This is a genomic window from Ligilactobacillus agilis DSM 20509 (genome assembly GCF_001436215.1).
GTDB lineage: Bacteria > Bacillota > Bacilli > Lactobacillales > Lactobacillaceae > Ligilactobacillus > Ligilactobacillus agilis.
Genome location: NZ_AYYP01000072.1, coordinates 51731 through 66725, shown reverse-complemented (window position 1 = coordinate 66725; position 14995 = coordinate 51731). Strand labels below are relative to the sequence as shown.

Genomic DNA, 14995 nt, shown 5'->3' with positions numbered 1-14995 from the left:
AGCAAAGTCGCTTTTAAAAAGCAAGTATTCGCTTTCGAAAATTTAAATACGTTTCTAAAAAACTTGCCTTGCTTACGGAAAGTAATTTTTTCTTACTAAAAGTTAAAAAACAGTTGCATTGCTGAGAAAACAATGATATTATCAAAACATAATTTTTGAAGGGAGTTGTCCGTGATGTTAGCAGTTAAGGTAAACACTATGATGATGTGCCAACCATGTTGCCAAATGATGTGTAACATGGTCCTTTGTGTTGCCTTTCCTAAAAATCCGGACAACAGTAACAACTACCAGCCTTAGCGCATTGCTAATTTAGGCTTAGTTACTAACCACTCCGATTTTTAGGATCGGGGTGGTTTTTTTATTAATTTTTTATGAGAAGGATGTGTTTAACCCTTGTGGTCTATCATTGAAAAATCTTTACCCCAGCTACTACTAGCTGCCGTCCAATACACCATCCCCCTAGCCGTAATTTCATTTACACTGGGGTTATTACTGGCACTAATCACCGCGATTATCCGCCTCAAACAAACCCGGGGCGCTTTTAAAATCTTGCGCGCCTTCTTTAGCTTTTACGTTTGGCTCTTTCGCTCGACGCCCTTGTTAGTCCAGTTATTTATCGTCTACTTTGGCTTACCTTATCTTAAAATCAAGGGGCTTTTTCCAGACGGAATTAAGCTCGACCCCTTCTTGGCCGGGGTTTTAACCTTTAGTCTAAATACTGGGGCCTATGCTTCGGAAACCATCCGGGCCGCCATTTTAGCCGTGCCAACAGGCCAGTGGGAAGCAGCCGCTGCCCTTGGCTTTACTAACAAGCAAACCTTGCAGCGCATCATTATACCCCAGGCACTCAAGATCTCTATTCCCCCGCTAGCCAACAGCTTCATCGGCCTAGTTAAGGATACCTCCTTAGCCGCTTCGATTACCATCATCGAAATGTTTGAGGTCAGCCAACAGATTGCAGCTGAAAATTACCAACCCCTGCTAATGTACTCGCTGGTTGCCTTGATTTACGCCGTTATCTGCAGTGGCTTATCCTGGCTTCAAGGTCAGTTAGAAGCCAAATTCCACTTAACTACTACCGGAGGTGAAAGCTAGTGAAACTAAAGCACGTTAATAAATCCTTTGGCTCTAACCAAGTCCTAACTGATATCAATTTGGAAATTCCAGCCGGCCAGGTGACCGTCTTAGTCGGCCCATCCGGTTCCGGTAAGTCGACCATCTTGCGGTCGCTAAACCTGCTTGAACAGCCAGAAAGTGGCCACTATGAATTCGATGAGCACCTGCAAATTGACTTCAGCCAGCCCCTTAGTAAAAAGGACTTACTTTACTTGCGGCAAAATACGGGGATGGTCTTTCAAGACTACAACCTCTTTAGCCACCTCAACATTTTAGATAACATCACCGCGGCGCCCAGACACGTTCTTAAGCAAAGTAAAGCGGCCGCAGAAGCTACCGCTAAAAAATTGCTGGCAAAAGTTAACCTGGCTGATAAGGCCCAAAGTTTGCCTGACCAACTTTCCGGCGGTCAAGCCCAGCGAGTCGCTATCGCCCGGGCCTTGGCGATGAATCCTAAGTTTATCTTACTAGACGAACCAACCTCCGCGCTTGATCCCGAATTAGAAGCCGAGGTGCTCAAAGTCTTGTTGCAACTGGCTAAGGAAAAGCAATCGCTAGTGATTGTTACCCATAACTTGGCCTTTGCCCAGGCCGTAGCCGACAAAATTATTTTCGTTGAAGCCGGCCAAATCCTTTACGACGGCCCCGGCACAGCTTTCTTTTCCGAAGAAAACCAACACCCCCGCATCAAGCGGTTTATTTCTTCCATGACATTTACTAATTTATTATAAAGGTAGGTAATTAACTATGAAACTTAAACAAACTTTTACTAAACTCGGTCTCACCCTCTTAACAGGCGCTGCGTTTTTAGGCGTACTTGGCGTAACTTCCAGCTCCAAGGCTGCTAATTATCAAAGCGACCTTGTCAGCCAAAAGCAACTGACCATTGGGCTTGAAGGTACTTATAAGCCCTACTCTTACCGCCAAGACGGCAAGCTAACCGGCTTTGAAGTTAAGCTTGGCCAAGCCCTCGCTAAAAAACTCGGTCTCAAAGCCAAGTTCGTCCCTACCAAGTGGGACTCACTGGTCGCTGGCGTTGGGGCGGATAAATATGACCTGGTTTTAAATAACATCACCCAAACGCCGGAACGTAAGAAAAACTACCGCTTCTCCACCCCTTACATTTACTCCCGCTATGCGCTTATCAGTCCTAAAAAGGCCAAGCTAACCAAGGTTCAAGCCATCAAAGGTAAGACTTTAGCGGAAGGGACCGGCACTAACAACGCCCAGGTTGCCAAAAAATACGGGGCAAAAATCAGCGCTTCCGGTGAATTCGCCAACAGTTTGGCCTTAGTCCGGCAAGGTCGGGCTGATGGAACCATCAACTCGCTTGAAGCCTACTACGCTTACGCCAAATCCAACAAAAAAGTCAGCGACCTTAACGTGACCGACCTCTCCAAGCAAGTCAAACCAGTTAAGGTTTCCGCCCTCTTAAAAAAGGATAATCGCCAGCTCCAAAAAGCCGTCGACCAAGCCTTAAAGCAATTAGCTAAAGACGGCACCCTCTCTAAACTTTCCAAGCAATACTTTGGTGCAGACATCACCAAGGCTCCTAAATAGTCAATAACCGCCCCGGCGTTAGAGAAACCAACGCCGAGGCGGTTTTAGTATGTATTAGTAGATCTTTTGTCCCTTAGCATAGGCTACCTGCGCTTCTTTAAGGGTCAACTTATTAGGACCACCGTCAATGTTAGTTTCCCCGGTATTTTCCCAATTACATTCGCAAACATCAAAAAGTTGGACCAGCCTATTGCAAACCGGACAGTGAATATATTTTTCACCATCAATCATGATAATTTTTGCTTTTGTCATCCTAGCTTGTCCTCACATTAAAATTAATTAACCAAGCTCTAAAACTGTCTCAGTTGGTTCAACTGCTAATCAAACCCCCACTATTTTATTTCTGTAAGAAGAATACAATAATCACTAAACATAGAGTTCTATCTGAAAAACAGAACTATTGCCAATTATGCAACAGTCATACATCGTAGTATTCATGGTAAGGTATCAGAACAACCAACTTATTACAACTTGGACATAATTATCTCTGTTGGTTATCCGGTTAATTCAATTCAGGCTACCCGTTTCCGCCAATGGACGCCAAATACTCTTAAAGAATATATGCACTTCAGAAAAGCCCACACCGGGGGGTTCTTCTGAAATTTCTTTTTTGCTAACCAGTATCAAACTAAATCTTCATTACTATTTATTAACTATTTCAATTTCTCTTTCCAAATACTCTCTAAACCTTTTTTGTCCGCTAATGTTAGTTCAGGCGGGATTAACTCTTTTGCTAAATCATCAAAGTAAATATATCCATCCGTCTTATCAAAATCATAGCAGACCCATTTGTCGTTTAATTTCATGATTCTTTCATTCTGCTCTAAAGTATAGTCGTCTTTTAAGGCCTCCATTGCCGTATATTCATAATGAACTGAGCCTACCCTATATTTTTTGTTTTTATTCTTTTCTTCCATTTAGTCTCTGCCACTATCCCTACATTCTTATAACCTAAATATCCACTTAAATATACCACCAACAAAGGTAATAAAATCAACAATAAAGAAGGCAGACATGAGTATATCATCAATAGACGGCCAATCTGATGCTACCCCAGTTATTCCCAAAATCATACCAATTAAAGCACCAACTGCCATCCAAAGTAATGTTATTCCATCGCCCTTTTTCCACTTATACAGCTTCATTTTTTCACCCCCAGTATGTCAGTCATTTGTTACTACTATCATTATATCGTTTTCACCCCGATATAATTTTCAGTATGAAGCAAATTTTGGGACCATGTCACTCAAATTTCGGCAACTTGCCCCCGATGTAATCTTCGGTAACCATTACGCGGTAACTTTCGCAGTAGTTTTGCGACAGTTTCAAAATGCACTGCTCGTATTCATTCACCTTGTCTAAATCGCCTTGGTGCTTGACCTTCGTCAGCTTTAAGAAGTCGTCTGCATCCTCAACTAAGCGACAGTCTAATTCTTTTTCGTAAAAGGCGACACTGAGGGCGTTAGAGATACTTATCACCCGTAGCTTATCAAGTTCGACTAGCTTTTTAGCCATAAAACCATTTGAATTCTTGATATAGCTTTCTTTATTCAAGCCGTTTATTAAATTTCGGTAACGACAGGCAGAAGCCAGGTGTGTTTCTACTGCCTTGGTTACCTGCAACTTATGTTTCTTAATTAGGCGGATGAACTCGCGCGCGTTTAATTGATCTTCTGGAATATCTAACTGAATTGGTAGCTTCATTCGATATTTAGCTATTGTTTCATCATTCAAATGTCATCGTCTCCCCTTTAAATTTAAAAGTTAGTTCGCCTAAACAGCCCTCCTGGTTCTTGCGGATAATCAAGTTGACCTTATGTAAATCCTTTTCTGGCCGGTATAAAAAGGCCACTAAGTTAGCATCCTGTTCAATCGAACCACTTTCGCGTAAATCGGCCAGTTGGGGCGCCTTATTTAAGCGACTTTCCACAGCCCGATTTAATTGCGACAGCATTATAATCGGGACTTGGTAGTCAAGCGTGCACATCTTTAGTTGACGGGTAATCTCACTAACTAATAGATACCGGTCTAACTGGTACTGTTGGTCAAGCGTTATTAGGCCGAGGTAATCGATAAAAACAACATATTGCTGGCGATACTGACTAGCGTGAGCTTGAATTACCGCCAAAATACTGCCTAAAGTTCTAAGTGAGTCATACACCTGTAAGTTGCTAGCCAAAATTTGTTCTTGAGCTTGCTCTAACTTGATGCGGTCGAGCTTACAGTTAGCTGGATTGATTAAATGGCTGTGGGGAATCTGCGTTTGCAATGAAATAAGCCGTTTGAAGATTTCTAATTTGCTCATTTCTAAGGAAAAATAATCGACGTGAACCTCGGCATTATTGGCTAAGATGGCCTGAACTAAATTTAAGCCAAAAGCTGTTTTACCTAGGCCCGGTCTAGCTCCTAAAGCGATTAACTTGGCTCCGGACAAGCCCCCGTTAAAAAGCACATCCAGCTTGGGCAAAGTCTTAATTGCCTTGGGACCCTTACCGGCTAATTGGTCGCTAAATTCTTGACTGGCTACGGTTAACTCCCCACTATCACAGGTATTAATCGTATCTAAAGCCTCAATGATACTGGTAACTTTATCAAGGTGATCCTGCGAACGATTCTGGCTGTAATTAACCATTGCTTGTTGGAGGGCATTTTCTAAGTAGTTACGCTTAACAACCTGTAAATCCCGATAAAAGCTGGCCTGACCGGCAATTAATTCCTCTAAGGCTACTAAGTCATCGTAACTTATGGGATAGTTGTGCTGGTTGTAACCATTATCTAACTCATTCCAAATATTAGCTAAAGAGCGTTTTTCAGTAGGCAAAACACACAGGGCCTCGGCTATTGCCTGGGCCCGCTCCCCCATAAAATAACGACTCTTAAAGTCGGGATCATCAGCTAGATTAGGATTTTTTAAGGCGATGCCCACTATTCGCTCTTCGATTTGCTCAGAAAACATACCCTACTAGCCCTCCGCATATAACTTACTTAAGGCCTGTCTGGTCTCCGCGCTGACTAGCGGATAGATCTTGCGCTCGATTCTGCCTAACTTAGGATCAGTAATCTTAACTTTAATTTCAATATAACCAGCCCGTACTAAATCACTGAGCCAACCAGAGATGCTTTGGCGGGTAACATGAAAGCTAGTTGCCAGTTCCCTGTTATTAATCTCACAATATCCCAGAGGGTATGACTTTATTAACAGCTCTGAGTACAAGACCTTTTCATTTGGCTTAAGGTCCCGGTTGTAGCGGACTGTGGCTGGCAATATCGTTATAAATTCTTCTTCCATTTTCAGTACCTCCTAATTTTAAGATCATTGTTAATTTATGAAACCGCTTTACAAATCACAATTTTTATAATAAAACATTTTTCAAAAAATGCAATGCTTTTTTTATAACATGCAGCCAAATATTTTTTACTTATAAAAAATTTTACAGGATATAAAAAAATAAATTCCTTGTATTTGTCGAATTTAAGTGTAAGATAGGAATCGTAGCCGCTACAAAAAATTATCAAGAGAGAAGGATTTCATTATGGAAAAACAATGGACAAAGAAGGGGTTACGTTTAACTACTATCAACGCAGAAGCTATCGACGGTCACCGCAGTTTCTCATCAATCGGTAAGGATGTCGATGATCAAAAGGTAATCGACTTTAGCAAGCTGGTCGAAAAGCTAACGGGAGATGACGTCAAATTCATCGCCGTTACTGAAGTTAACCAATTAGCAGAATAATTTTAACAGGAGGAAGATACCATGAAGATTTTAGACTTGAAGTTTTTAACCCCTAACCACACCGTTCGTCACCTCAAATTTGAAAACGTTAACACTAATTTAGATGCAGCCACTTTAAAGGACTGCATGGAGCAAATTATTGCCTTAAATATTTTCCAAACCACTGACGCCGACGGAATTGCTAGCCCATTATACGGGACACCTGTTTCTGCTTCCTATATCACCAAGGATGAAGAAATTGTCTATTCCGCTGCCCAAGGCCTGGTAGACCAACCAGCAGCCTAACTTTTTTAGCTCCCAGCCTGGGGGCTTTTTCACGTGAAAGGAGGTCTTGAAGCTGACAGGAATAATCAAACTCACGCACCTCTTGCTCGGCAGTTTTTTAAGCTTGGCTTGCCTTTATGGCCTACCTAGTTTTATCATCTGCTTGCTACTAGCATGTTTGGTCAGTTTAGGGTTAGATCTACTCTTAGCTAAACTTGCTAAGAATGATTAAGCAACATACTATTACCCAAGTTAATTTTGATGTCCGTTTAAACCTCACCAAGGTTTTACAATCCCTTGAGCCTAGTTGCTTAGTGGTATTACTGCTATTGGGACTGTTATTTATCACAATAATAAAGGCCGGCAAAACGCTAACGCCAACGCCCATGACCCCTCGGTTATTTGAACTCAGTTGGCTGACAACTTTAGTCCTGAGTTTGGTTTGGGTTAGCTTGTTAGGCCTGCTAACTTACCTTCGTTAGTTTTAGCGACCAGTTTAAACGACTGGCCGCTTTTGTCGCCCAGTTCGTCCAGAAATTTTACAGCAAGGAGCATTTTTTATGAACTTACAAACTACTTTAGACGCTACCATCCGCTACGATCACAACCTCACCGCCAACGAAAAACTACTTTACAGCGAACTAACCGCCCGCATGGACGAAAACGCCCTCTGCGCCCTATCTAACCAAGAAATCGCCACTCTTTATAACGTCAGCCTATGCACCGCCTCCCACTGGTTCAAAGCCCTAATCGACTACGGCCTCGTCAAGGTCATCAAAGCCATCCCCCGCCTACTTAAAATCTTGCCAGCTACCCCTCATCAAAAAACACCTACCCCTGAGGTCAGTCCAAGCACTAAGGAAGCTAAAAAAGTTACCGCTAACTCGGTTTCATCTAAGCGCGACTACATCAGAAATCCCCTGCCTGCAGACGAATTTACCGCCCTACTTTTAGCCGGCTTCAAAGACAACCCTAACCTTGCCTCCCAGGCCAAATCAGCTCCTACTCAAGCAAATATCTCCACCCCTCTTAAAGTAAACGCTAATAAAGAATTTGCTAATAGCACCACCACTAATAAAGCCGACTATAGAAATGAATCCAGAGTTGTTAAAACTAACTTTAAGACTGAGCCTAATAATATTAAAACTAGCTTTACTTCCAGTCCCTCTACTAGTTCTCAACTAAGTAAGTTAGCGGTAAAGAAGCTTGGCGTTACCAAGCTTTTTTACCCCTTATTAAACAAATTCATAGTTGAAATAAAGAACACTATTGTAAATTTCTTTAATAGTCTCCTACTAAAAGAAGCGGATTTAACCGCTTCTTTTAGCGAAGTATGATTATTCAAAATTTTAAACTAGTAATAATTTAGCCAGAAAAGCATAGGCTTTTCTGGCTAAGACAAATAATTAACTAAATTTTACAGGCTACTTTCTTATGTTTGCGTATAGATTCACAAAGAACGTGTATTATATAAAAAATAATCAAAAGTCTATTTCTTATCGTACATTCTTAAAGAGACTACCTCTATCTAAAAATACTATAAAATTGTTGATATAGTAAGGTGTAGAATGCTTCATAAGCAATATTACCGGTGCAGTCTGACCTATGATTCTGAGCCACTTACAACTTGCCATCTAATTCCAAACACAGCCTGTTATCGCTATCATTAGGCCGTTTTGTAAATAAATCTGTCCCAATTTACTTTTGGAGTCAAAAAAAATTCCCATCATTAGCAAATTATCTAAGAATACCTACCTTTACAAAGCATAGCTACTTTTGGTATTAGAACCGAAAAATCTATTTCCTAAAAGAATTCGTATAATTAAATCATCTATACTTAGCAAAAACACAAGACGCTATCACTAGTTACGTTATTAATTAATCATACCGCTCATAGATTTATCGCCAACTTCTAAGCTACGATTTAGCAAGTAAAAATGGTCGCCGTATAAGTTAACTACTTTTAAAAACTCCAACTTACCAAGATTTTCTTTTATTAAAATAGCATAAAAACAAGGGGCTTAATCTTTCCCGGTTAATTTACTAATTGGAACGCTAATTCTATCTCGCGCAATTACAATATTATCAACAACAGCATAACATTCCACATAATGATTCCCGTCAAAATCTGTCTCTTCTCTTCTAATTTTTCTATCTATAAATATTTGACCTCGTTCTTTATTTCGCTTTTTGGCTTCAATACCAACATTTCTAACCTTCCAGTACCATTTCACATTGGGCAATAAATCTGAGGGAATATCATTATTCACTACCTCAAATTCGAGCGTTTTATTTATTTTTAATTTCCAGTGTTTAGCCAAAAAATCTCTAAGTCGCTTAGGTCTAAAACCATTTTGTGTAATTGTACAGTCTAATTTCATATTATATCGTATGTCAATTATAAACTTCTTCTCTACAAATTCCTCATTAGGCGCTTTGTTCTGTAGAGATTCACTTTCTTTAGCAAAATCACTCCCAAATAAATTTCTATATTCTTTTTCTAATTCAGCTTCATCTCCTATATCTTTTAACTTGTTATATGCTTTTTTCGCTTTCTTGATAAACTTTCCATTATCATCATTAGATATTTGTTGATTACTACCTAAGGCAAACCAGTAAGCTTTCTCAGCATCTTCTTTTGATAAAAATTCAAATAAATCTACCAATAAAACACTATAATCAGAAAAAGAAATTTGTTCTCGTTGCTCATCAGCATCAATAAACTTCTTAACCATTGTATCAATTAACAAGCCCTTAAATTTAAATCCTATATTATTTTTCCACTTACGTAATAACTGACTTAAATACTTATAATGGCTGTTAGTTTTATCACTCATATTAGTTGTTTCTTCTTGCTCTGGAATAGGTTTCGTTATTTTCCAGGATCCTCCATTATTTGAATCTGGATATTTATAATTCCCATCAGATTGTTCGAACCCTGGTACTAATTCAATAACTCCATCTCTAAAGGAGATTACAACAACTTGTCCATCTCCTTTAAAAACTAACTGAAAAATTCCTTTGAGTTCGTCATTGACTTCGCGCCAATCCCCCTTAGCGTTTAAAATAAGCTTATGAGTTCCATCGCCCAAAATGTGCTTGCCATGGTTGGCGGTCATTTGGTAGTCGGTGACCGCCCAACCTAGGCCGAAGGGGTCAAAGCCATACAAGAAAATCACGTAGGTTTCCTTTAGATTTTGATAATCCTCGCCGGGAGCTAACATGTTGTTAGCCAATAAGGCGTGGTAATACCGCGAACGCTTGGCTAGGTTATGCTCATCTACCATCTGTAACTCGACATTAAATTGTGTCCCATTTTCATCGGTGCATAGTAAATCCAAACGCCCCGCCCGGGTAACATAGCTAGTTTTAAGATATTTTTGGGGCGTCACCTTAATGTGGTCGAAATCATAGGCAGGTAATACCGCCTGTAAGAACCGCTTACAAATTTCGGGCTGAGACATTATTAAGCTAAACATGACGTCATCAGTAAAGTCCGCCTGGGCAAACTTGCGCCTAAGGGCTTCTTTTTGTGAGAGCATTAGCTTTCCTCCTTATTATATAAAAATCTGCAGGGTAATGAAATATTTTTCCCTTCACTATTTAAATACGCAAAGCAGTTAGCCAATTAATGCAAAATGAGAAAAATTTTATAAAAAAAGATGCCTGCCAAACGGCAAGCATCAGCCCAAAGCTAAGTCATTTCAAACTTAACCCTCATCCAGCCAAATTTTTATAGCAATCCTAGCAAATCTTCTTTACTCAAGTTAGAACTATTTACTCGGTCATTACCTAAGATATTATTTGCTAGTTGTTGCTTATTTTTTTGCATCTCTAAAATCTTTTCTTCAATCGTACCCTTACTTATCAAGTTATAAACCGTCACCTTATGCTCCTGACCAATTCGGTGAGCCCGGTCGGTAGCTTGATTTTGCGCCGCCTGATTCCACCAAGGATCATAGTGGATAACTACATCAGCTCCAACTAGGTTCAACCCTGTCCCCCCTGCTTTAAGCAAAATTAAAAAGACTTGAGTTTGGTCATTATTAAAACGGTCTACCAATTCCAGGCGCTTTTGCTTAGAAAAGAAATTGCCTTAAAATGGCAACAAACAACGATTAAAGACTACCTTGTCTTTAGCCAAAAAAGTTGTTTACAATTTTTATTTTTCTGACCTAAATTCGTTCTTAACTAAAAACACCGCCGCTTAATTTGAAGATTAAACGGCGGTGTTTCTTTAAATTTCTACTACCTGACCGCTAGCAACTAGATACAAGTAGCGGTGGGTTACTTTTTTGTGCTTGATACTTTCTAGGGCTAAGCTATAAAGGTTTAACTGACCCCGGTAACGGGCCACCACCTTTTCAGGCGTTTGGAAGTCGTTGATGGCATCGGTTTTGTAGTCAAAAATCACTAGCTGCCCGTCTGGAGTTTCAAAGCAGCCGTCGATAATCCCGTGAATTAAGATGGGGTCGGCGCTGGCTTGATCCACTCCTTCAAATAAGTGCCCCGCTGGGTAAAGAAGTGAAAACGGCAGCTCCCGCTCAAGGCTAGCGCGATTTGCAATTACCGCTTGCCCCAGGTCACTTTCATAAAAGCGCCCAATGGCTTTTTGATTGATTAAAGCAGCCACTTCCGTGGTTATTAACTTGGCTAGGACCAATTTATCGATGGTAGCTGCTACGGCGTCAAGAGTAACTGGCTGACTTAAATCAAGTTCTTGGAAAACCAAGTGGGTCGCAGTCCCTACGGCAGCCGGACTGACCTTAACTTCCGTTTGCATGAATTCAGGTTGCTTAAAGTTGGCCTGGCCGTAAAGGTTAAGGCTTGCCTGCCCTTGTTCTGCTTGGCGGTAGTTAAGGCGCGTCGCGGTCACATCTGTAATCTCGATATTTTCCATTAAGCTGTTGTCTGGATCATCGAACAAGCGCTTAATGTCGGTAACCGCCTGGTAGGCAGTGGTCTGTGTCAAGGCTTCATACGGATAGGTAAAGTCGGCTACCTGTTTGACACTAGCGGGCGCTTGACTTGCTGCAGCAGTTTGCTTAGCTAGCCATTGATTTAAGGAAAGCTCTTGGTCTACTTTTGGTTGGTCACTTGCTACTAAAATTTGGCTGAGCTCTGCTTCGTTCCAAAATTCAAGCTTGAAGTTAACCTCCTTAAAGTCTGCTAACACTGGGCTAGGAGTTGGTAAGTCGAGCTGTTCTTCCCGTTTACCCGCAAAGCTAATCCGGTCGGCTAAGTTAGGCATCCGCATTAGACTCGCCCCAATCCAATCCAAGTAAGTCCGCCCCTTAAGCCGTTGAGCTTCTGCCAGTAACTTTCCATCACTTTGGCTAGCCAGTTGCCATTTGCCTAAGGCATCCTGCGCATCCTTAACATGTCCCACCAAGTAGAGCCGCTGTTCGGCCCGGGTTAAGGCCACGTAAAGTTTACGCATCTCTTCGGCCAAAGCTAACTTCAACTGCCGGGCCTTAATCAGTTCATAAACTGGGGTCGGGCTGGTCACGTTTAAGCTTTCCGGTAAGTCCGCTTGCTCATTTTGCTTTTCATCAACTAAGGCTAATCCCAAGCCTAGTTTGTCATCTAGAATGTAATTATTTCTTTGCACACTACCGAGGTTAAAACTCCGACCAAGGTCCATGACAAAGACAACTGGAAATTCCAGTCCCTTACTCTTATGAATCGTCATAAAAGAGACCGCGTTGTCGTCGGCCTTAACCTCTAGTTCAGCCAAATCCTGGTCATTTTTTTGCATCTGTTCGATGAAGCGGAGAAATTGGAAAATCCCCTTATAGCTGATTTCTTCGTACTGGCTAGCTCGTTCATACAGGGCGTGGAGGTTGGCTACCCGCTGAGGGCCCCCAGGCATTCCGCTCACATATTCCAAAAAGCCAGTCTGTTCGTAAATTGTCCAAATCAAAGGCGCCAACTCACTACTGCGACTTAATTTTCTAAAGGCTTCAAGCTCGGTCAAAAAATGGTTAACCTTTTTAGCCAACTGGTCTTCAAAGGCAAAGTCATTATCGAGTTTAAACCTAAATAGTTGGTCCTTAGCATTTTCATAGGTTTGCTTAAAGCCCACTAGCGTCCCGTAAAAATCGCTCCCCCTCGTGACAATCCGCAAATAGGCTAACTCATTTTCGTCAAAGCCATAAAGCGGCGAGCGAAGGGTGGCCACCAAGTAGATATCTTGGTGGGGGTTATCAATAATGCGTAAGAGCGACAGCATGATTTGGATTTCCGTCGTCTTGAAATAATTGTCGGTATCGCTGACTTCAACTGGAATGCCGTAACGTTTAAATTCTTCGGCAATCAAGGTCCCCTGGGCGTGGGTTGAGGCCAAAATGGCAATGTCCTTGTAGGTAAGGGTTTCTGTTCGCCCACTGTCCCGGTTATAAAATTCCTGCTGGCCCACCAATTCCTGAATTTTATGGGCAATCAAATTCACCTGAGCCTGTTCTTTTGAATCGAGTTCAAAGTCGCTTACAACTGGACTAGCACTTTCGTCTTGCTTAGTTTCGTACAAGAGCAATTCCGTTGGTACCTGGCTAGTTTCTTTTGAATAAGCCTGGTTAGCAGCAATTAATTGGGCTGCCTGGTCATAGTCGATTTCACCTAGGCTTGCATCCATAATCTGGCTAAAAATTAAGTTGGTAAAGCCCGTAACGTTTGCGGCTGACCGGTAATTTTGGGGCAGAATAATCAACTCATCAGCAGCCGCCTCGGCTTGATAAGTCTGATACTTATTGATAAACAAGCTTGGGTCCGCCTGCCTAAAGCGGTAAATCGATTGCTTAACGTCTCCCACCATAAAGTAAGAACTATTAGGACTGGCAGCAATCGCCGTTAACAGTGCTTCTTGCAATTCATTGGTATCTTGGTATTCATCGACCATTACCTCTTGATAGTGGGCCTTGATTCCGGCTTGAATCCTAACTTGTTCTGGCTGGCTACCAGTTAAGAGCTTCAAGGCTAAGTGTTCCATGTCACTGTAATCTAAGAGGTGGCGTCTAGTCTTTTCCTTAGCAAACTCACTTCTAAATTCAGTGGTTAACCTAGCTAGCTCGCCAATAATTAGCTGGCTTTTAGTCAAGATTGCTTTGAAGTCGGCCTGAGAATAAATAAAGTAGCTGGCTTTAATCTTGGCTACCTCTGTTTTAAGCTCATCTTTCTTAGCCTTGACTTGATTCCATTTGGCAGCTAAACTTTCGGGAAAATCCCCCGCCGTTTTGCCCGCCTGGCGCAAAATTGGTTTAAAACTAAAGTTCAAGTCAAGTCCACTTCGTAACTGGTCATAATTAGCCGTCGTAAGCTGGGCTTGGTAAGCGGTTAAGGCCTGGCTGGTAGCTTGATAAGCGGCTAAAAGGTCGGCAAATTTTTGCTCCCGCTTAGCTAAATCGGCGCTAAATTTCTTTTCCTTAGCTGCCCCTTTGCCCTCATAGTAGAGTCCATAAACGTCGGTTTGCCAAAAATGTTTGGCGGCTTCAAGAAAAGCTGTTAACTCAGTTAATAGCTCCGTAAACTCACTACTTACCTTGGCCAGACGCTTATTCAGATCAAGTGCCAGATAATTTTGCCATAAATCACTTTGGGTCAAATCTGCCTGGGCATCGAATTGATAGAGTTTAGCCAGGTTAGCTAACCAAGCTTCGGGGTTGGCGCTGGCGTTGGCGTAAGTATCGATGCTCATCACTACGTCCGTTAACGCCTCGTCACCCTTCCCGTTACTAAAGGTTTGGTAAACAGCAAAAAAAGCACTCGGCTGCTTTTGGGCCAGTTCTTGCCCCATCTTAGCGTAGGCCTGTTCCCGAACACGTTCCCACACGTCGGCCTTGATCATCTGACTTTCTGCCTGGTCGGCTAAGATTCTAAAGTTAGGATCCAGGTCCAAGGCGTAGTAGTAGCGCTTAAGCAGGCGGGAACAAAAGGCATCCATGGTGGAAATATCCGCTAGATTCAACGTCCGCAGCTGCTTTAAAATATGCTGGCTGGCCCGCTGCTTTTTGTGGGCGGGAAGTGAGGCAGCCTGCACCTGGCTTAACCGCTCCCGTAAGGCTTTTTCCAGCCGGTCCTTCATTTGCTTGGCAGCCTTATTAGTGAAGGTTACCACCAAGAGGTTAGCCACTTCTCCTAAGAGGCTCTCGTCGTCTGCTTGGTCATCAGCCAGGTAATGACCAATAACTTGGTATAAAATCCGTTCAACCAAAACCGCTGTCTTACCCGACCCAGCTGAGGCGGAGACCAAGATATTTTGGGCCTCACTTTTTACCGCTTGAATTTGGTTTTTGGTTGCATATCCTTCAAATTTACTTTCCATC

General features: G+C 42.0%; 14 protein-coding genes and 2 pseudogenes. 7 read left to right on the top strand and 9 right to left on the bottom strand.

Annotated features, from left to right (window positions below; translation table 11 throughout):
- Nucleotides 1-393 precede the first annotated feature (393 nt).
- The 3 genes from FC14_RS09665 to FC14_RS09655 are packed head-to-tail and all read left to right on the top strand — an operon-like array spanning nucleotide 394 to nucleotide 2676.
- On the top strand, nucleotides 394-1095 hold the full coding sequence (locus tag FC14_RS09665) for an amino acid ABC transporter permease (RefSeq protein WP_056977762.1): 702 nt from the start codon (nucleotides 394-396) through the stop codon (nucleotides 1093-1095).
- Nucleotides 1095-1847 (top strand): amino acid ABC transporter ATP-binding protein, encoded by a 753-nt coding sequence (locus FC14_RS09660; protein ID WP_056977760.1) that lies wholly within the window; start codon nucleotides 1095-1097, stop codon nucleotides 1845-1847. The genes FC14_RS09665 and FC14_RS09660 overlap by 1 nt, the downstream gene beginning before the upstream one ends.
- A 16-nt stretch (nucleotides 1848-1863) precedes the next feature.
- A complete protein-coding gene (locus tag FC14_RS09655) occupies nucleotides 1864-2676 on the top strand; it encodes a transporter substrate-binding domain-containing protein (RefSeq protein WP_056977758.1) in 813 nt (270 codons plus the stop codon).
- Nucleotides 2677-2730: 54 nt separating this feature from the next.
- Here the strand turns inward: FC14_RS09655 and FC14_RS09650 are convergent, their stop codons facing one another.
- Complete coding sequence (locus FC14_RS09650; RefSeq protein ID WP_056977756.1) at nucleotides 2731-2928, bottom strand: hypothetical protein; 198 nt, start codon at nucleotides 2926-2928, stop codon at nucleotides 2731-2733.
- A 183-nt stretch (nucleotides 2929-3111) separates the two neighbouring features.
- Here FC14_RS09650 and rhuM point away from each other — a divergent pair.
- Nucleotides 3112-3240, top strand: a pseudogene (gene rhuM / locus FC14_RS10985) (RhuM family protein); the annotation flags it as partial.
- A gap of 89 nt (nucleotides 3241-3329) precedes the next feature.
- On the opposite strand, the gene FC14_RS09645 reads toward rhuM, so the two are convergent.
- From FC14_RS09645 to FC14_RS09625, 5 genes are all read right to left on the bottom strand, one after another.
- Nucleotides 3330-3593, bottom strand: coding sequence for a glycine reductase (locus FC14_RS09645; protein WP_235804542.1), 264 nt, complete (start codon nucleotides 3591-3593; stop codon nucleotides 3330-3332).
- Nucleotides 3594-3620: 27 nt separating this feature from the next.
- On the bottom strand, nucleotides 3621-3821 hold the full coding sequence (locus FC14_RS09640) for a hypothetical protein (protein WP_056977754.1): 201 nt from the start codon (nucleotides 3819-3821) through the stop codon (nucleotides 3621-3623).
- Between the two features lie 97 nt (nucleotides 3822-3918).
- Entirely contained in the window at nucleotides 3919-4410 is a 492-nt protein-coding gene (locus FC14_RS09635) for a hypothetical protein (RefSeq protein ID WP_056977753.1), read from the bottom strand.
- Nucleotides 4403-5632 (bottom strand): DnaB-like helicase C-terminal domain-containing protein, encoded by a 1230-nt coding sequence (locus FC14_RS09630; protein WP_056977751.1) that lies wholly within the window; start codon nucleotides 5630-5632, stop codon nucleotides 4403-4405. Before FC14_RS09630 ends, FC14_RS09635 begins: the two co-directional genes overlap by 8 nt.
- A 6-nt stretch (nucleotides 5633-5638) precedes the next feature.
- Nucleotides 5639-5965 carry a helix-turn-helix domain-containing protein gene (locus FC14_RS09625; protein ID WP_056977749.1) on the bottom strand — a complete coding sequence of 109 codons (327 nt, stop codon included), beginning with the start codon at nucleotides 5963-5965 and terminating at the stop codon, nucleotides 5639-5641.
- A 244-nt stretch (nucleotides 5966-6209) separates the two neighbouring features.
- Here FC14_RS09625 and FC14_RS09620 point away from each other — a divergent pair, with 244 nt between their 5' ends.
- The 3 genes from FC14_RS09620 to FC14_RS09605 all read left to right on the top strand — a co-directional run bounded on the left by FC14_RS09620 (nucleotide 6210) and on the right by FC14_RS09605 (nucleotide 8011).
- Nucleotides 6210-6410, top strand: coding sequence for a DUF1659 domain-containing protein (locus tag FC14_RS09620; RefSeq protein ID WP_056977747.1), 201 nt, complete (start codon nucleotides 6210-6212; stop codon nucleotides 6408-6410).
- A gap of 21 nt (nucleotides 6411-6431) precedes the next feature.
- A complete protein-coding gene (locus FC14_RS09615) occupies nucleotides 6432-6695 on the top strand; it encodes a DUF2922 domain-containing protein (RefSeq protein ID WP_056977745.1) in 264 nt (87 codons plus the stop codon).
- Nucleotides 6696-7234: 539 nt separating this feature from the next.
- Nucleotides 7235-8011 (top strand): helix-turn-helix domain-containing protein, encoded by a 777-nt coding sequence (locus tag FC14_RS09605; protein ID WP_056977740.1) that lies wholly within the window; start codon nucleotides 7235-7237, stop codon nucleotides 8009-8011.
- 684 nt (nucleotides 8012-8695) lie between these two features.
- Here the strand turns inward: FC14_RS09605 and FC14_RS09600 are convergent.
- The 3 genes and pseudogenes from FC14_RS09600 to addA all read right to left on the bottom strand — a co-directional run bounded on the left by FC14_RS09600 (nucleotide 8696) and on the right by addA (nucleotide 14994).
- Nucleotides 8696-10216 carry an Rpn family recombination-promoting nuclease/putative transposase gene (locus tag FC14_RS09600; protein ID WP_056977738.1) on the bottom strand — a complete coding sequence of 507 codons (1521 nt, stop codon included), beginning with the start codon at nucleotides 10214-10216 and terminating at the stop codon, nucleotides 8696-8698.
- A gap of 191 nt (nucleotides 10217-10407) precedes the next feature.
- Nucleotides 10408-10755: pseudogene (locus tag FC14_RS09595) on the bottom strand (helicase-related protein); the annotation flags it as partial.
- 156 nt (nucleotides 10756-10911) lie between these two features.
- Nucleotides 10912-14994: a helicase-exonuclease AddAB subunit AddA gene (gene addA, locus FC14_RS09590; RefSeq protein WP_056977735.1), complete on the bottom strand. Its 4083-nt coding sequence runs from the start codon at nucleotides 14992-14994 to the stop codon at nucleotides 10912-10914.
- Nucleotide 14995 lies beyond the last annotated feature (1 nt).